The organism is Streptomyces sp. NPDC005794, assembly GCF_042871445.1.
Lineage (GTDB): Bacteria > Actinomycetota > Actinomycetes > Streptomycetales > Streptomycetaceae > Streptomyces.
Map to the genome: position 1 here is coordinate 132,507 of NZ_JBIAIN010000018.1, position 16,193 is coordinate 148,699.

The 16,193-nt window shown below is 71.6% G+C and carries 15 protein-coding genes; 9 read left to right on the forward strand and 6 right to left on the reverse strand.

Annotation, left to right across the window (positions count from 1 at the left end):
* The first annotated feature begins 96 nt into the window (after positions 1-96).
* Together ACFYQ5_RS26835 and ACFYQ5_RS26840 are read left to right on the forward strand one after the other, a co-directional pair.
* Positions 97-1,491 (forward strand): aldehyde dehydrogenase family protein, encoded by a 1,395-nt coding sequence (locus ACFYQ5_RS26835; protein WP_389201153.1) that lies wholly within the window; start codon positions 97-99, stop codon positions 1,489-1,491.
* 30 nt (positions 1,492-1,521) lie between these two features.
* The gene (locus tag ACFYQ5_RS26840; protein ID WP_389201155.1) at positions 1,522-2,601 is read left to right on the forward strand and encodes a Zn-dependent alcohol dehydrogenase; all 1,080 of its coding nucleotides are present in this window, start codon (positions 1,522-1,524) and stop codon (positions 2,599-2,601) included.
* Between the two features lie 53 nt (positions 2,602-2,654).
* On the opposite strand, the gene ACFYQ5_RS26845 is transcribed toward ACFYQ5_RS26840, so the two are convergent.
* The 3 genes from ACFYQ5_RS26845 to ACFYQ5_RS26855 are packed head-to-tail and all read right to left on the reverse strand — an operon-like array spanning position 2,655 to position 5,043.
* On the reverse strand, positions 2,655-3,584 hold the full coding sequence (locus ACFYQ5_RS26845; RefSeq protein WP_389201157.1) for a DMT family transporter: 930 nt from the start codon (positions 3,582-3,584) through the stop codon (positions 2,655-2,657).
* Positions 3,585-3,628: 44 nt separating this feature from the next.
* Entirely contained in the window at positions 3,629-4,354 is a 726-nt protein-coding gene (locus ACFYQ5_RS26850) for an ArsR/SmtB family transcription factor (protein WP_389201158.1), read from the reverse strand.
* A gap of 14 nt (positions 4,355-4,368) precedes the next feature.
* Positions 4,369-5,043 (reverse strand): TetR/AcrR family transcriptional regulator, encoded by a 675-nt coding sequence (locus tag ACFYQ5_RS26855; RefSeq protein ID WP_389201160.1) that lies wholly within the window; start codon positions 5,041-5,043, stop codon positions 4,369-4,371.
* Positions 5,044-5,108: 65 nt separating this feature from the next.
* Here ACFYQ5_RS26855 and ACFYQ5_RS26860 point away from each other — a divergent pair, with 65 nt between their 5' ends.
* The 3 genes from ACFYQ5_RS26860 to ACFYQ5_RS26870 all read left to right on the forward strand — a co-directional run bounded on the left by ACFYQ5_RS26860 (position 5,109) and on the right by ACFYQ5_RS26870 (position 7,391).
* Positions 5,109-6,260, forward strand: a complete 1,152-nt coding sequence (locus ACFYQ5_RS26860; protein ID WP_389201162.1) for an acyl-CoA dehydrogenase family protein — start codon at positions 5,109-5,111, stop codon at positions 6,258-6,260.
* Positions 6,261-6,393: 133 nt separating this feature from the next.
* Complete coding sequence (locus ACFYQ5_RS26865) at positions 6,394-6,684, forward strand: YiaA/YiaB family inner membrane protein (protein WP_031099588.1); 291 nt, start codon at positions 6,394-6,396, stop codon at positions 6,682-6,684.
* Between the two features lie 83 nt (positions 6,685-6,767).
* Complete coding sequence (locus ACFYQ5_RS26870) at positions 6,768-7,391, forward strand: TetR/AcrR family transcriptional regulator (protein ID WP_389201164.1); 624 nt, start codon at positions 6,768-6,770, stop codon at positions 7,389-7,391.
* A gap of 58 nt (positions 7,392-7,449) precedes the next feature.
* On the opposite strand, the gene ACFYQ5_RS26875 is transcribed toward ACFYQ5_RS26870, so the two are convergent.
* Positions 7,450-7,911 (reverse strand): MaoC family dehydratase, encoded by a 462-nt coding sequence (locus ACFYQ5_RS26875; protein WP_389201166.1) that lies wholly within the window; start codon positions 7,909-7,911, stop codon positions 7,450-7,452.
* Between the two features lie 157 nt (positions 7,912-8,068).
* Here ACFYQ5_RS26875 and soxR point away from each other — a divergent pair, with 157 nt between their 5' ends.
* Positions 8,069-8,542, forward strand: coding sequence for a redox-sensitive transcriptional activator SoxR (gene soxR / locus ACFYQ5_RS26880; RefSeq protein ID WP_389201167.1), 474 nt, complete (start codon positions 8,069-8,071; stop codon positions 8,540-8,542).
* A 42-nt stretch (positions 8,543-8,584) separates the two neighbouring features.
* On the opposite strand, the gene ACFYQ5_RS26885 is transcribed toward soxR, so the two are convergent.
* Complete coding sequence (locus ACFYQ5_RS26885; RefSeq protein ID WP_389201169.1) at positions 8,585-9,199, reverse strand: hypothetical protein; 615 nt, start codon at positions 9,197-9,199, stop codon at positions 8,585-8,587.
* Positions 9,200-9,420: 221 nt separating this feature from the next.
* Between ACFYQ5_RS26885 and ACFYQ5_RS26890 the strand changes: the two genes are divergently transcribed.
* Entirely contained in the window at positions 9,421-12,249 is a 2,829-nt protein-coding gene (locus ACFYQ5_RS26890) for a penicillin acylase family protein (RefSeq protein WP_389201170.1), read from the forward strand.
* Positions 12,250-12,305: 56 nt separating this feature from the next.
* Here the strand turns inward: ACFYQ5_RS26890 and ACFYQ5_RS26895 are convergent, their stop codons facing one another.
* Positions 12,306-13,571, reverse strand: a complete 1,266-nt coding sequence (locus tag ACFYQ5_RS26895; protein WP_389201173.1) for an exo-beta-N-acetylmuramidase NamZ domain-containing protein — start codon at positions 13,569-13,571, stop codon at positions 12,306-12,308.
* A 172-nt stretch (positions 13,572-13,743) separates the two neighbouring features.
* On the opposite strand from ACFYQ5_RS26895, the gene ACFYQ5_RS26900 reads away from it, so the two are divergent.
* Both ACFYQ5_RS26900 and ACFYQ5_RS26905 read left to right on the forward strand, forming a co-directional pair.
* A complete protein-coding gene (locus ACFYQ5_RS26900; protein ID WP_389201174.1) occupies positions 13,744-14,508 on the forward strand; it encodes an SDR family oxidoreductase in 765 nt (254 codons plus the stop codon).
* On the forward strand, positions 14,505-16,172 hold the full coding sequence (locus tag ACFYQ5_RS26905; RefSeq protein WP_389201176.1) for an AMP-binding protein: 1,668 nt from the start codon (positions 14,505-14,507) through the stop codon (positions 16,170-16,172). The genes ACFYQ5_RS26900 and ACFYQ5_RS26905 overlap by 4 nt, the downstream gene beginning before the upstream one ends.
* Positions 16,173-16,193 lie beyond the last annotated feature (21 nt).

Here is a 16,193-nt window from a genome sequence, read left to right on the forward strand (position 1 = left end):
CCGAAAAACTAACAGCGCTAGTTTGGGGCGGGACGGCATCCGTCCGTACGACGCACGGCTTCGGCGGCAGGCACAGCGAGCCCGGGAGGGACAGCCATGAAGGCGCATGACGGGATGTACATCGGCGGGGAGTGGCGGCCCGCCTCGGGCCAGGACACGATCGCGGTCGTGAACCCGGCGGACGAGCAGGTCATCGGCCATGTACCGGCGGGCACCGCCGAGGACGTCGACGCCGCGGTACGCGCCGCACGCGCCGCGTTCCCCGGCTGGGCGGCCACCCCGCCTGCCGAGCGCGCCGCGCGGATCGGCGCCCTGCGCGACGTGCTCGCCGCCCGTAAGGACGAGATCGCCGAGACCGTCACCGCCGAGCTCGGCTCACCGCTGCCGACGTCCCAGAAGGTGCACGCGGGCGTACCGGTGCTGGTCGCCGGTTCGTACGCGGAGCTGGCCGCCTCGTACTCCTTCGAGGAGAAGCTCGGCAACTCCACGGTCCTGCTGGAGCCCGTCGGGGTCGTCGGCGCGATCACGCCCTGGAACTACCCACTCCACCAGATCGTCGCCAAGGTGGCCCCCGCGCTCGCCGCGGGCTGCACCGTCGTCCTCAAGCCCGCCGAGGACACCCCGCTCACCGCTCAGCTCTTCGCCGAGGCCACCCAGGAGGCGGGCCTGCCGGCCGGTGTCTTCAACCTGGTCACCGGCATCGGGGCGGTCGCCGGCCAGGCGCTCGCCGAGCACGAGGACGTCGACCTGGTCTCCTTCACCGGATCCACGGCTGTCGGCAAGCGGATCGGGGCCATCGCGGGAGCGGCGGTCAAGCGCGTCGCACTGGAGCTCGGCGGCAAGTCGGCCAACGTGATCCTGCCCGGCGCCGACCTCGCCAAGGCCGTCAACGTGGGCGTGGCGAACGTGATGTCCAACTCCGGCCAGACGTGCAGCGCCTGGACCCGCATGCTGGTGGACGCCGAGCGGTACGAGGAGGCCGTGAGCCTCGCCGCCGCGGCCGTCGCCAAGTACGTCCCCGGGGAGCGGGTCGGCCCCGTCGTCAACGCCAGGCAGCAGGCCCGGGTGCGGGGCTTCATCGAGAAGGGCATCGAGGAGGGCGCCCGCCTCGTCGCGGGAGGCCCCGAGGCGCCCAAGGGCCAGGGCTACTACGTCAGCCCCACCGTGTTCGCCGACGTCACGCCCGGCATGACCATCGCGCAGGAGGAGATCTTCGGGCCGGTGCTCTCGATCCTGCGGTACGAGGACGTGGACGACGCCCTGCGGATCGCCAACGACACGGTGTACGGGCTGGCCGGCGCCGTCTGGGGCGCGGACGACGAGGAGGCCGTGGCCTTCGCCCGCCGCATGGACACCGGGCAGGTCGACATCAACGGCGGGCGCTTCAACCCCCTGGCGCCCTTCGGCGGTTACAAGCAGTCGGGGGTGGGCCGCGAGCTCGGTCCGCACGGCCTCTCCGAGTACCTCCAGACCAAGTCCCTCCAGTTCTGATCCCCCTCCGATCCACCGAGGAGTCTGTTCGTGGTCCGCGCCGCTGTACTGCCCGCCGTCGGAGCTCCCCTGGAGATCACCGACATCGAACTCCCGGAGCCAGGCCCCGGCCAGGTGAGCATCGGTCTCGCCGCCGCAGGTGTCTGCCACTCCGACCTGTCCCTGTCCAACGGCACCATGCGGCTGCCCGTCCCCGCCGTCCTCGGCCACGAGGGAGCGGGTACGGTCCTCGCCGTCGGCGAAGGCGTCACCCATGTCGCCGCCGGTGACCAGGTCGTCCTCAACTGGGCGCCGTCCTGCGGGGAGTGCTTCCACTGCGGGATCGGCGAGATCTGGCTCTGCGCCGACGCACTCAAGGGCGCCGCCAACATCCACGCCCGTACGGCCGACGGCACCGAGCTCCACCCCGGGCTGAACGTCGCCGCCTTCGCGCAGGAGACCGTCGTCGCCGCCAACTGCGTGCTGCCCGCCCCGGCCGGCATCCCGCTCACCGACGCCGCGCTGCTCGGCTGCGCGGTCCTGACCGGATACGGGGCGGTGCACCACTCCGCCCGGGTCCGCGAGGGCGAGAGCGTCGTCGTCTTCGGGATCGGCGGGGTCGGCCTCGCCGTCCTGCAGGCCGCCCGCATCGCCGGGGCGTCGAAGATCATCGCCGTGGACGTGTCACCGGAGAAGGAGGAACTCGCCCGCCGGGCCGGTGCCACCGACTACGTCGTCGCCTCCGACACCACGCCGCGCGCGATCCGCAAGCTCACCGGGGGCCAGGGCGCGGACGTCGCCGTGGAGTGCGTGGGCCGGCCCGCCACGATCCGTGGCGCCTGGGAGTCGACCCGCCGAGGCGGCCGCACCACGGTCGTCGGCATCGGAGGCAAGGACCAGCAGGTGACCTTCAACGCCCTGGAGATCTTCCACTGGGGCCGCTCCCTCACCGGCTGCGTCTACGGGAACAGCGACCCGGCCCGCGACCTGCCGGTGCTCGCCGAGCACATCCGCGCCGGACGGTTCGACCTCTCCATGCTGGTGACGGAGCGGATCGCGCTGGACGGCATCCCCGCGGCCTTCGAGAACATGATCGCGGGCAAGGGCGGACGCGCACTGGTCGTGTTCTAGCCAGCGGCGAAGGCAGGGCGTTCAGTCCTCCGCCCGGCGGAGGACTGACGGCCCTAGGAGCCGGCCGCCTGGGCACGCCGTGCACGGGACCGGGAGACCGCGACCCCGGCCAGGCAGAGCAGCCCGCCCGCGACGGTGAGCAGCGCGGGCACCTCGTCGAGCAGCAGCCAGGACATCAGCACCACCAGCGCCGGCACCGCGTACGTCGTCGCGCCCATCCGGCCCGCGGTGGTCCTGGCCAGGGCGTAGGCCCAGGTGGTGAAGGCCAGAGCGGTCGGGAACACACCGAGATAGATCATGTTCAGCGTGGCGGACACCGGGGCGTCGGCCGCCTCGGAGACCAGCACCCCGGCGAACGGCAGGCAGGCGACCGTACCGATCAGACAGCCGAACGTGGTGATCTGGAGCGGGGACCCGTGCCGCAGCGCGGGCTTCTGAACGACCACCCCGCCCGCGTACGAGACCGCGGCCAGCAGGCAGAGGAGCACGCCGAGCACCGAGGAACTCCCGTGGCCGGACATGGAGAGACCGACGACGACGGCGCCCGCGAACGAGACCGCCATGCCCGTCAGGAGCCGACGCGGCAGCGCCTCCCCGAGCAGCCGGGCACCCAGCAGTGCCATCAGGATCGGCCCGATGTTCACGATCATGGCCGCCGTGCCCGCGTCGACCTGCTGCTCACCCCGGTTGAGCACGACCATGTAGAGCCCGAACCAGAGCAGCCCGGATCCGATGATGCCCGGCCACGCGGCCCGCGACGGCAGCCCCTCGCGGCGTACGAGCAGAATCGCGCCCAGCGTCAGCGTGCCCGCGAGGAGCCGGCCCAGTGCCAGCGCCCCCGGTGAGTACGCCTCGCCCGCGCTGCGGATGGAGACGAATGCGGAGGCCCACAGGACGACCGTGGTGCACGCGGCGGCCGGAGCGCGCCAGTCGCGTCCGGAGGCGGCCGGCGCGGCGGGGCGCGTGGTCGGTGTCGTCGTCATGGCCACGACGGTAGGCCGGGAACACTTCGGGGCCCACCGAATTGTCAGCTCGTGTCGATCGTCGCCGGCTCGATGCCCAGATGCACCGACAGGGCGCGCAGTCCGGCAGGGGTGGGCCTGACCGCTCTTCCCGTGCCGACCCGCTCGCACCATCCGGCATCCAGCACATGCCGGCACAGGGCGGCACCCGAGGTCCCCGCCAGGTGCAGGCGCCGCTCGGTCCAGTCCAGGCAGCCGCGCGCCAGGGGCCTGCGTGACGCGGTGCTGAGAGGGACACCGAGTGCGCCGAACCATTCCAGGCCGGCTTCGGTCAGCGCGAAACCGGCGTCCTGCCGCAGGAGTCCGCGCTCGGTCATCGCGTCGGTGATACGGATGCCGAGCCGCCCTGCGAGATGGTCGTAGCAGGTACGCCCCCGGGCCAGCGCGTGCTGGAGGCTCGCCTCGCGCAGGGTGCGCGGGGGCGTCCGGTGGCCGGGAGAGGCGTGGGCGGCCAGCTCCTCGACCAGCTGTGCGATCCGCTCGTCGGCGAGCCGCAGATAGCGGTGGCGGCCTTGGCGTTCCTCGGTCAGCAGCCCGCCCTGGACCAGCTTGGACAGATGCTCGCTCGCGGTCGAGGGTGCCACCCCCGCGCCACGGGCCAGCTCGCCCGCGGTCCAGGCCCGGCCGTCGAGCAGGGCCAGGCAGAAGGAGGCGCGGGTCTCGTCGGCCAGCAGAGCTGCCAGCGCGGCGAGCCGGGGCGCGACGGGATCGTGCGGTGTCGTACGGGCCATACGTCCAGGATGCGTCAGGCACCGTTCGGCGTGGGCCGAACCGTGCGGCCGGCGGCCCGCTGCGCGTACTGGAGCGCGAGGCCGTCCAGCAGGGCACGCAGCCCGGTCTCGAACGCGCCCTCGTCGACCTGCTGGCGGCGGTCGGCCAGCAGATGGGCCTGGCCGAGGTGGGGGTAGTCGGCGGGGTCGTACGCCGTCTCGTCGTCGACGAATCCACGGGCGAAGGAGCCGAGCGCCGAACCGGTGATGAAGTAGCGCATCAGCGCGCCGATGTATGTGGCCTGGGCGGGCGGCCAGCCGGCCCGGACCATGGCCCCGAAGACCGCGTCGGCGACCCGCAGACCGGCCGGCCTGCGGCCGGGCCCCTGGGCGAGCACCGGGACGATGTGCGGGTGCGCGGCGAGCGCCGCGCGGTAGGAGACGGCCCAGTCGTGCAGGGCGGCGGACCAGTCGCGCGGGTCGGCCTCCTCGAACATCGACAGGTCGACCTGCGCGGACACCGTGTCGGCGACCGCGTCCAGGATCTCGTCCTTGTTCCGGAAGTGGTTGTAGAGCGACGGTCCGCTGACCCCCAGCTCGGCGGCGAGACGACGGGTCGAGACGGCGTCCAGCCCTTCGGAGTCGACGAGTGCGCCCGCCGCCTCGATGATGCGGTCTCTGCTGAGGAGGGGCTTGCGCGGTCGGGCCATGCGGCACATAGTAGGGCCTGCGAGCGAAAAACTAGCAGTGCTAATTTAAAGTGGGGTGTCGCAGGATGAACCTGGAGCTGAGCGAGGAGCAGGACGCCGTCCGGCAGCTCGCCGAGGACTTCGTCGCACGGGAGATCACCCCGCACGTCGTCGAGTGGGACCGTGCCGAGAGTGTCGACAAGTCGATCGTGAAGAAGCTGGGCGCCCTCGGCTTCCTCGGGCTGACGATCCCGGAGGAGTACGGCGGCTCCGGCGGCGACCACCTCGCGTACTGCCTGGTGACCGAGGAGCTCGGCCGCGGTGACTCCTCGGTGCGCGGCATCGTGTCCGTCTCCCTCGGCCTGGTCGCCAAGACGATCGCGTCCTGGGGCAGTGAGGAGCAGAAGCGGCAGTGGCTGCCGGAGCTCACCGCGGGCGAGGCCGTCGGCTGCTTCGGCCTCACCGAGCCGGGCACCGGTTCCGACGCCGGGAACCTGACGACCCGGGCCGTGCGCGACGGCGACGACTACGTCGTCAACGGCTCCAAGATGTTCATCACCAACGGCACCTGGGCCGATGTCGTCCTGCTGTTCGCCCGCACGAACGACACCCCCGGCCACCGGGGCGTCTCCGCCTTCCTGGTGCCGGCCGACGCCCCCGGCCTGACCCGGCGCACGGTCCACGGCAAGCTCGGGCTGCGCGGCCAGGCCACGGCCGAACTGGTGCTGGAGGACGTCCGTGTGCCCGCCTCCACCCTGATGGGCCCCGAGGGCAAGGGCTTCTCCATCGCCATGTCCGCCCTGGCCAAGGGCCGGATGTCGGTCGCGGCCGGCTGTGTCGGCATCGCCCAGGCCGCCCTGGACGCCGCCGTGCGTTACGCCGGCGAGCGTGAGCAGTTCGGTAAGCCCATCGCGAGCTACCAGCTCGTCCAGGAGCTCATCAGTGACATCTCCGTGGACGTCGACGCCGCCCGCATGCTGACCTGGCGCGTCGCCGACCTCATCGACCGCGGCCAGGAGTTCGCCACCGCGGCCTCCACGGCGAAGCTCTTCGCCTCCGAGGCGGCGGTCCGCGCCGCGAACAACGCCCTCCAGGTGTTCGGCGGTTACGGCTACATCGACGAGTACCCCGTCGGCAAGCTGGTCAGGGACGCCCGCGTGATGACCCTGTACGAGGGCACCAGCCAGATCCAGAAGCTGATCATCGGCCGGGCGCTGACGGGAGTGTCCGCCTTCTAGGGCGGGTTTCGAAGGTCCCGCCTGTCCGGCAGAACCCGCCCTGGCACGCCCGGCCCGCGAGCGCGGCTGATGAGTACCGCGTGAGTACGCCGACGGATGCCGGAGTGCGCCACCGCGCCGGATGCTGTGTGACATGAGTGAGACAACATCGGTCAAGCAGCAGAGCACCGCCGCCTTCTACGGGCAGGCGGTCCTCTCCTTCGGGGTGGCGATGGGCGCGGTGGCCCTCGGTATCTTCTTCCTCGACGCCGACGCCTGGGTGCGGGCCTTCCTCGCCATCGGCGTCCTGTATCTCGTCACCTCGTGCTTCACCCTCGCCAAGGTGATCAGGGACCGGCAGGAGGCGGGACAGATCGTCAGCCGGGTCGACCAGGCCCGGCTGGAGAAGATCCTCGCCGAGCACGATCCCTTCCAGAAGCTCTGACGTCTCACCCCCCGAGCGATCTAAGCGCTTGCTCAGGTTCGCGGTATGGTGTTCGTCCTGCCAGCGGAAAGGGGCACGTGGCGATGAGCACGGCGGAGGAGACCGACGGCGAGAACGCGCCGTGGAGCGAGGTCACGCCCGAGGCGGCGAGGCGGCTGCTCCTCGCGGCCGTCGAGGCCTTCGCCGAGCGCGGCTACCACGCGACCACCACCCGTGACATCGCCGGGCGGGCCGGAATGAGCCCGGCCGCGCTCTACATCCATTACAAGACCAAGGAAGAGCTGCTCCACCGGATCAGCAGGATCGGTCACGACCGCGCCCTGCTCCTCCTGGAGACGGCGGCCGACAAGGACGGCACGGCGGCCGAGCGGCTCGCCGACGCGGTCCGGTCCTTCGTCAGCTGGCACGCCGAGCGGCACACCACGGCCCGGGTCGTGCAGTACGAGCTGGAGGCACTCGGCGAGGAGCACCGCGCCGAGATCGTCGGCCTGCGCAGGAGGAGCGACGCCGCGGTGCGCCGGATCATCGGCGACGGTGTCAGGGCCGGCGAGTTCGACGTACCCGACGTCCCGGGCACCACGCTCGCCGTGCTGTCGCTCTGCATCGACGTGGCGCGCTGGTTCAACGCGCAGGGCAGCCGGACACCCGAGGAGGTCGGCACCCTCTACGCGGACCTCGTCCTGCGCATGGTGGGCGCCCGGAAGTGACGCCGGGCTTCCCTGCGGGCCCGGCGCACTCCGTACGCCTCAGGGCCGGTGCCCCCGCTCAGAAGTAGTAGCGCGAGACCGACTCCGCGACGCAGGCCGGCTTGTCGCCGCCCTCGCGCTCGACCGTGACGAGGGCGGTCACCTGTACGCCGCCGCCCGCCTCCTCGACGCTCTTGAGCACCGCAGTGGCGCGCAGTCGCGAGCCCACCGGGACGGTCGAGGGGAAGCGGACCTTGTTGGTCCCGTAGTTGATGCCCATCTTGGCGCCCTCGACCCGCAGGATCTGGGGTACGAGCACCGGCAGCAGTGACAGCGTGAGATAGCCGTGCGCGATCGTCGTCCCGAAGGGGCCGTTCGCGGCGCGTTCCGGGTCCACGTGGATCCACTGGTGATCGCCCGTGGCCTCGGCGAACTGGTCGATCCTCTTCTGCTCGATCTCCAGCCAGTCGCTGTGACCGAGCTCCTCGCCCACCCCGTCCCGCAGCTCCTGTGCGGACGTGAAGATCTTCGGCTCTGCCATGTTCGTGGTCCCTGCCTTCCGGCCGTCGGTCGCCCCTCCGGGGCACTGTCTAAGCGCTTGCTCAGCATGGTGGGGCCACGCGCCCCTGTCAACGACGGACCGGCCGGGTTTTCGAAGGAACGACAGCCGCCGGGGTGCGGCCATTAGGGTTGGGGAAGTGGCACAGATCCCGCAGACATACCAAGAACTCACCGTCGGTCAGCTCTCCGCCCGTAGTGGCGCCGCGGTGTCCGCCCTCCACTTCTACGAGTCGAAGGGCCTGATCGGCAGCCGCCGCACCAGCGGCAACCAGCGCCGCTACACCAGGGACGCGCTGCGCCGGGTGGCGTTCATCCGCGCGGCGCAGCGGGTGGGCATCCCGCTCGCCACCATCCGGGACGCGCTGGCCGAGCTGCCGGAGGAGCGCACGCCGAACCACGAGGACTGGGCCCGGCTCTCCCGGGCGTGGCGCTCGGAGCTCGACGACCGCATCCAGCAGCTGGGGCGGTTGCGTGACCACCTGACCGACTGCATCGGCTGCGGTTGCCTGTCACTGGAGACCTGTGTGCTGTCCAACCCTGACGACGTCTTCGGTGACCGGATGACCGGGTCGCGCCTGATGCCCGAGCGGGGCGCGGCCGGCCGCTCCTGAGCGCGCCCCGACTCCGGCCGGTCGCTCCGTCACCTGCGGTCCTCAGGCCGCCGACGCCGTCAGCTTCCCCGTCCGTGCTCCCCTGGCCCTGGCCAGCGCGCCCGCCGTCAGGACGGGCCGGGGGACCACGATGCCGCAGCCGGTGCAGACCGGGCCGGCCCAGGGTTCGCGGTCCAGGTCCTGCCGCCAGACGATGCCGGTTCCCGCGCAGACCGGGCACCCGGCGCCGGGCTTCGTGCCCAGGGCCGCGATCAGCCGTCCCAGGACCTCGGCCAGGGGGGCGCTGGGATGGACCTCCGGATCCTCGCAGTGAGCGATCCCGTTGCCGCCCCACGTACGCCGGTGCCAGTCGTCGAATGTTCCGGGCCGCCGCAGCCCGTCGTGCTTCTCACGGCGCCTCCGCTCGGCGAAGCCCGCCTCGTACGCGAGCCAGACGGCCCGCGCCTCCTCCAGTTCCTCCAGTGCGCGGATCAGGCGCACCGGTTCGGGGGCCCGGTCCTCGGGCTCGATCCCGTGCCGGGCGCACAGATGATCCCAGGTCGCCCGGTGACCGTACGGGGCGAACCGTTCCAGGCATTTGCGCAGCGAGTACCGCCGCAAAGCGAGATCGCCCCGCGGATCGCGGACCTGTCTCGCAAGACTCCGGAAACCGGCCATGGCACTGCCACCTCCGTCGCTCATACTTCGGCGTCAAGGGATGGACGTACGACTGCCCGATTCGGCTCCATCCAAGGGTGAATCGCGTCCACGGACTGAGACGACCCGTGTGAGGCCGCGTAACGGCGTGTGGTGATTCAGGAAAAGTGACTGGTGTTCATCTTACCGGCGGGGCGTACCGCCAGTAACCTCCGGCGCATCGGCCACCCGGAGGAGCACGCATGCCCCCTCGCACCCGCACGCTCAGAGCCGTCACAGTCGCGGCTGTTCTCGCTCTCGGTACGTCCCTGCTCGCCGTGGCGCCCGGCGCCGGAGCGGCGGAGCCGGAACCCCTCGTCGCCGCCGACCACTGCCACAACCAGTGCGCGGACATCCTGCCGCCCGGTGAGAACGGCAACGCCACCCTCGTCGAGATCCTCGGCAACAAGGCCTTCGGTACGCACCCCGCGCACAGCGACGACCAGCTCGACCGCTACAACGGCCTGGTCGCGGGGCACACGGGCCTCACCGACCAGAAGCTGACGGACTTCTTCAACGACGCCTCCTTCGGGGTCGCCGCCGACCAGGTCGAGTCCGTGACGAAGCCCCGCGAGGACGTCACGATCACCCGGGACAAGAAGAGCGGCGTCCCCCACATCAAGGGCACCACCCGCTACGGCACCGAGTTCGGTGCCGGGTTCGCCGCCGGACAGGACCGGCTGTGGCTGATGGACCTCTTCCGGCACATCGGACGCGGCGAGCTGACCTCCTTCGCCGGGGGAGCACCGGCCAACCAGGGCCTGGAGCAGCAGTTCTGGCCACAGGCCCCGTACACCGAGGCAGATCTCCAGGCCCAGGTCGAAAGGATCCGGACCACCGAGGGCGCACGCGGCGAGCAGGCGATGGCCGATGCGCAGGCCTACGTCGACGGGATCAACGCCTATCGCGAGAAGTCCAAGAAGGGCCGCTACTTCCCGGGCGAGTACGTTCTCACCGGGAAGATCGACTCCATCACGAACGTCGGCGAGATCCAGCCGTTCGGGCTGACCGACCTGATCTCGATCGCCTCGGTCGTCGGCGGGCAGTTCGGCGGGGGAGGCGGCGGTGAGGTCCAGGCCGCGCTCTCGCTGCTCGCCGCCCAGCAGAAGTACGGCGTCGAGGAGGGCACCCGCGTCTGGGAGTCCTTCCGCCAGCGCAACGACCCCGAGGCCGTCCTCACCGTCCACGACGGCACCTCCTTCCCGTACGCGGGCAAGCCCGACCGGGCCCGGGGCACCGCACTCCCCGACGCGGGCTCCGTCACACCCGAACCCCTCATCCATGACCGCACCGGCTCGGCGGTCACGGACAGGAAGGCCCCGGTCGACGCGCCGGCCGCGCTCGAGCCGCTGCAGGGCATGTACGACGACGGGGTCATCCCCGAGGGATCGCTGCCCGGATCCGGCGACGGCGCCCAGAAGCGCGGGATGTCCAACGCGCTCCTGGTGTCCGGCGAGCACACCGCCGGCGGGAACCCGATCGCCGTCATGGGCCCCCAGACCGGCTACTTCGCCCCGCAGCTGATGATGCTCCAGGAGCTCCAGGGCCCCGGCATCAGCGCCCGCGGCGTCTCCTTCGCCGGAGTCGGCATGTACATCCAGATGGGCCGTGGCCAGGACTACGCCTGGAGCGCCACCTCGGCGGCCCAGGACATCACCGACACCTACGCGGTCGAACTCTGCGAACCCGACGGCTCCGCGCCCACCAAGGACTCCACGCACTACCGCGACGACGGCGCCTGCGCGGCCATGGAGAAGCTGGAGCGCGCCAACTCCTGGAAGCCCACCGTCGCCGACTCCACCGCCGAGGGCTCCTACCGGATGCAGGTGTGGCGCACGGACCACGGCATCGTCACCCACCGCGCCACGATCGACGGCAAGCCGGTCGCGTACACCTCGCTCCGCACCACCTACCGGCACGAGGCCGACTCGATCATCGGCTTCCAGCTGCTCAACGACCCGGCGTACGTGACGGACGCGGCCTCCTTCCAGCAGGCGGCGAGCCACATCGACTACGCCTTCAACTGGTTCTACGCGGACTCACGCACCACGGCGTACTACAACAGCGGCATGAATCCCGTGCGCGCGCCCGGGGTGGACGCCGCGCTGCCGGTCAAGGCCGAGAAGGCGTACGCGTGGCAGGGCTACGACCCGGCTGCCAACACCGCCGACTACACCCCGTTCGCCGAGCACCCGCACTCCAGCGGCCAGGACTACTACATCTCCTGGAACAACCGGCAGGCCGAGGACTACTCCACCGCCGCGTTCGGCTTCGGCGCCGTGCACCGGGGTGACCTGCTCGACGACCGGGTGTCCGAACTGGTCGAGGAGGGCGGCGTGACCCGCGCCTCCCTCACCCGCGCCATGGCGGAGGCGGCTCTCACCGACCTGCGGGGCGAGCAGTTGCTGCCCGAGCTCCTGAAGGTGCTGCGCTCCCGGCCGGTCACCGACCCGGACCTGAACGCGGTGGTCCAGCAGTTGGATTCCTGGCGGGCGGCCGGAGCGCAGCGCAAGGAGACCAGCTCCGGATCGCACACGTACACGCACGCGGACGCGGTACGGATCATGGACGCGTGGTGGCCGAAGCTGGTCGAGGCGGAGTTCCGTCCGGGCCTCGGCGACGACCTCTACGCGGCGTTCACCGCGAGCCTGGCCACCGACGAGTCCCCGGCCGCCAGCCACGGGCCGAGCGGGGCGCACAGCGGCTCCGCCTTCCAGTACGGCTGGTGGGGCTTCGCCGACAAGGACCTGCGCCAGGTCCTCGGACAGCCCGTCAAGGGGCCGCTGGCGAAGACGTACTGCGGCGACGGCGACCTGAGCGCCTGCCGGTCCGCGCTGCTCAGCACCCTGAAGGAGGCGGCGGCCACGCCGGCCGCCGAGGTCTACCCGGGTGACGACAGCTGCGGGGCCGGTGAGCAGTGGTGCACCGACGCGATCATCCACCGCCCGCTGGGCGGGATCTCGCAGAAGTCCGTCCACTGGCAGAACCGGCCCACCTTCCAGCTGGTCGTGGAGTTCCCCTCGCACCGCTGAGATCGCGCCTGTTCCCCGTCCCGACGGCCGGGGAACAGGCGCGCCGGCGCAGGCGCTCAGCGGTACAGCAGGTGCTCCCGCCGCACCCGCCGGAACGCGGCGAGGTCGGCGGCCCAGGCCCCTGTCACCTCGTCCGTGTCCGCGCCCGCGTCGATCATCGTGCGTACCCGCGTGTTGCCCGTGAGCTTGTCGATCCAGTTGTCCGCCCGCCACGCGAACCCGCTCCACGTCCGCTTCGCCGTGACCAGCAGGGCGATTCCGGTGCGTACGGGGTCGAAGGCCTCCCGGTCCTGGACGTGCACCTGAACGCCGCCCACCGTCTTCCCCTGGAACTTGGAGAACGTCGGCGTGAAGTACGCCTCGCGGAAGGCCACCCCGGGCAGCTCCAGGCCGTTCGCGGCCGCCGCCCACCGATGGTCGATGCCCTCCGCCCCGAGGAGTTCGAACGGCCGTGTCGTTCCCCGGCCCTCGGAAAGGTTCGTCCCCTCGAACAGACACGTCCCGGGGTAGACCACCGCTGTCTCCGGCGTCGGCATGTTGGGACTCGGCGGCACCCACGGCAGACCCGTCGCGTCGAAGAAGTCCGCCCGCCGCCACCCGGACATCTTCACGACGTCAAGCTCCACCGGCCGGGCGGCCAGGAACTCCGCGTTGAAGAGCAGCGCGAGCTCCGCCACCGTCATGCCGTGCGCCTGCGAGATCTCCCGGCGCCCCACGAAGGTCGCGAAGGCCGGATCGAGTACGGGCCCCAGCGCCGCCCGGCCGGTCACCGGGTTCGGCCGGTCCAGGACGACGAACCGCTTGCCCGCGAGCGCCGCCGCCTCCATGCAGTCGTACAGGGTCCAGATGTACGTGTAGAACCGGGCGCCCGCGTCCTGGATGTCGAAGACCACCGTGTCCACGCCGGACGCGGTGAAGATGTCGGCCAGCGGCTGCCCGCTCTTCAGATACGTGTCGTAGACCGGCAGTCCGGTCGCCGGGTCGTCGTACCGTCCCTCCGAGCCGCCCGCCTGCGCGGTCCCCCGGAAGCCGTGCTCGGGGCCGAACACGGCGGTCGGATTCACCCGGTCGTCGGGGTGCATCGCGTCGACGATGTGCCTGACGTCCGAGGTGATCCCGGTGGGGTTGGTGACGATGCCGACCTTCTGCCCGGCCAGCAGCCGGTATCCGTCGGAGGCCAGCCGCTCGAAGCCGGTGCGGACCCGGCCGCGTGCGACGGGCCCCTGGCCGGCGGCCACGGCCGTCCCAGGTGCTGCGGCGGTCGCCGCGAGGGCCCCCATCGCGCCGCCGACGGCCAGCACACCACGTCTGGACAGGGTCATTCCGGTACCTCCCTGATCGCGCCGACTGTCATGGCCACGCACGCTAGCGCGGGTGCGGGCCGCGCGGAACGGCCACGACCGGGCAGATGCCCAGTCCTGCCCCGAGCCCCTTCCCCGATCACATACCGACTGGTTAGTCTGCTGGGGAAGACGGCTGAGAGAGGCGGGACCGATGAGTACGGTGCAGGGCGCTGGCGTAGTGGTGACGGGAGCCGGAGGCGGTATCGGGGCGGCTCTTGCCCGCAGATTCGCCGCCGAGGGCGCGCGGGTCGTCGTCAACGACCTCGACGCCGACCGGATCAAGCCCCTCGCCGAGGAGATCGGCGGCGTCGTCGTGGCCGGTGACGCCTCCGGCATCGTGGACGCCGCCCGCGACGCGCTCGACGGCACGGTGGACGTCTACTGCGCCAACGCCGGCCTCGCCTCGGGCGGAGACGCCTTCGCCGAGGAGGACGTCTGGGCCAGGGCCTGGGACGTCAACGTGATGGCGCATGTCCGCGCGGCCAGGGAACTGCTGCCGGACTGGCTGGAGCGCGGCAGCGGCCGCTTCGTCTCCACCGCGTCCGCGGCCGGGCTGCTGACGATGATCGGTGCCGCGCCGTACAGCGTCACCAAGCACGGCGCGGTCGCCTTCGCCGAGTGGCTCTCGCTGACCTACCGGCACCGGGGCATCAAGGTCCACTCGATCTGCCCCCAGGGTGTGCGTACGGACATGCTCACGGCGGCCGGTTCCGCGGGCGAACTCGTGCTCGCGCCCACCGCGATCGAGCCGGAGGCCGTCGCCGACGCGCTGTTCGACGCCATGGAGCGGGACCGTTTCCTCGTCCTCCCGCACCCCGAGGTGGCCGGCTACTACCGCGCCCGCGCCAAGGACCCCGACCAGTGGATCGGCAACATGAACCACCTGCAGCAGAAGTGGGAGGACGCCGGCGCATGACCGAGTCGATCTACGCGGCGAAGCCCTGGACCGCCCTGCTCAGCGAGGCCCAGCTCGCCCCCGTCCATCCGGCCGAGACCATGGTGCACGCCTTCCGCGCCGCCGTCGGACGGGCGCCGGACCACACCGCGCTCGCCTACTTCGACGGGCGCCTCAGCTACCGCGAGACCGACGAGCTGTCCGACTCCGTGGCGGGGCATCTGGCCGCCGAGGGCCTGCGGCGCGGCGACCGGGTCGCGATCATGCTGCAGAACACCCCGCACTTCGTCCTCGCGCTGCTCGGGGCATGGAAGGCGGGCGCGACCGTCGTCCCGCTCAACCCGATGTACAAGTCCGGCGAGGTCGGGCACGTACTGAAGGACGCCGACGTCACCGCGCTGATCTGCTCCGACCGGGCCTGGGAGTCGTATCTGCGGGCCACCGCCGAGGCGGCCCCGAGCGTCAGGATCGCCGTCACGGCGTGCGAGCTCGACCTCCAGTCGGCCGACGACCCGCGCGTGCTCGGCTTCGCGCGGCTCCCCGCGCCCGGCCCCGACGACTGGGCCTCCGACCTGGTGGCCGTGGCCCGGCGAGGCCTCGCCGCTCCTGAGGGCCGGGAGCTCACCGCCGCGGACACCGCCCTGATCAGCTACACCTCCGGGACGAGCGGCACCCCCAAGGGGGCCATGAACTCCCAGGGCAACATCATGATCAACGCCGAGCGGCAGCGGGCCGGGCACCCCATCGACGAAGGCGCGTCCTACTTCGCGCTCGCTCCGCTCTTCCACATCACGGGCATGGTGTGCCAGCTCGCCGCCTGTACCGCCAACGCGGGCACCCTGGTCCTCGCCTACCGCTTCGAGGCGAGCGTCGTCCTGGAAGCCTTCGCGGAGCACCGCCCCGCCTACACCGTGGGCCCGTCGACCGCCTTCATGGCGCTCGCCGCGCACCCGGAGGCCACCCGGGAACACTTCGCCTCCTTCCAGGTGATCTCCTCGGGCGGGGCGCCGCTGCCGCCCGCCCTGGTCGAGAAGTTCCGCGACGGCTTCGGCCCCTACATCCGCAACGGCTACGGACTCACCGAGTGCACCGCGCCCTGCGCCTCCGTGCCGCCGGAGCACGAGGCGCCCGTCGACCCGGTCTCCGGGACCCTCTCCGTCGGTGTCCCCGGCCCCGACACCCTGGTCCGGATCATCGACGAGAAGGGCGACGACGTCCCCTTCGGCGAGCAGGGCGAGATCGCCGTACGCGGACCGCAGGTCGTCTCCGGCTACTGGAATCTGCCCGATGCCACCGAAGCCGCGTTCCCGGACGGGGAGCTGCGCACCGGGGACATCGGTTTCATGGACACCGCGGGCTGGCTCTACGTCGTGGACCGCAAGAAGGACATGATCAACGCCTCCGGCTTCAAGGTCTGGCCCCGGGAGGTCGAGGACGTCCTCTACACCCACCCGGCGGTCCGCGAGGCGGCCGTCGTGGGCGTTCCCGACGCCTACCGCGGGGAGACCGTCCGGGCCTACGTCAGCCTGCGCCCCGGCGCCGGGACGGAACCCGGCGAGCTCAGCGCGTACTGCAAGGAACGGCTGGCCGCCTACAAGTACCCGCGCGAAGTGGAGATCCTGGCCGAACTCCCGAAGACGGCGAGTGGGAAGATCCTCAGGCGGGAACTGCGTTCCCCCCGTTAGAACAGTTCACGCGCGGTACGA

Excerpts from the sequence above, each read along its gene's own strand:
- ACFYQ5_RS26875 (WP_389201166.1), bottom strand. The coding sequence starts at position 7,911 with ATGGCAGAGCCGAAGATCTTCACGTCCGCACAGGAGCTGCGGGACGGG.
- ACFYQ5_RS26835 (WP_389201153.1), top strand. The coding sequence starts at position 97 with ATGAAGGCGCATGACGGGATGTACATCGGCGGGGAGTGGCGGCCCGCC.
- ACFYQ5_RS26845 (WP_389201157.1), bottom strand. The coding sequence starts at position 3,584 with ATGACGACGACACCGACCACGCGCCCCGCCGCGCCGGCCGCCTCCGGA.
- ACFYQ5_RS26865 (WP_031099588.1), top strand. The coding sequence starts at position 6,394 with ATGAGTGAGACAACATCGGTCAAGCAGCAGAGCACCGCCGCCTTCTAC.
- ACFYQ5_RS26890 (WP_389201170.1), top strand. The coding sequence starts at position 9,421 with ATGCCCCCTCGCACCCGCACGCTCAGAGCCGTCACAGTCGCGGCTGTT.
- ACFYQ5_RS26860 (WP_389201162.1), top strand. The coding sequence starts at position 5,109 with ATGAACCTGGAGCTGAGCGAGGAGCAGGACGCCGTCCGGCAGCTCGCC.
- ACFYQ5_RS26900 (WP_389201174.1), top strand. The coding sequence starts at position 13,744 with ATGAGTACGGTGCAGGGCGCTGGCGTAGTGGTGACGGGAGCCGGAGGC.
- ACFYQ5_RS26855 (WP_389201160.1), bottom strand. The coding sequence starts at position 5,043 with ATGGCCCGACCGCGCAAGCCCCTCCTCAGCAGAGACCGCATCATCGAG.
- ACFYQ5_RS26870 (WP_389201164.1), top strand. The coding sequence starts at position 6,768 with ATGAGCACGGCGGAGGAGACCGACGGCGAGAACGCGCCGTGGAGCGAG.
- ACFYQ5_RS26885 (WP_389201169.1), bottom strand. The coding sequence starts at position 9,199 with ATGGCCGGTTTCCGGAGTCTTGCGAGACAGGTCCGCGATCCGCGGGGC.
- ACFYQ5_RS26905 (WP_389201176.1), top strand. The coding sequence starts at position 14,505 with ATGACCGAGTCGATCTACGCGGCGAAGCCCTGGACCGCCCTGCTCAGC.
- ACFYQ5_RS26850 (WP_389201158.1), bottom strand. The coding sequence starts at position 4,354 with ATGGCCCGTACGACACCGCACGATCCCGTCGCGCCCCGGCTCGCCGCG.
- ACFYQ5_RS26895 (WP_389201173.1), bottom strand. The coding sequence starts at position 13,571 with ATGACCCTGTCCAGACGTGGTGTGCTGGCCGTCGGCGGCGCGATGGGG.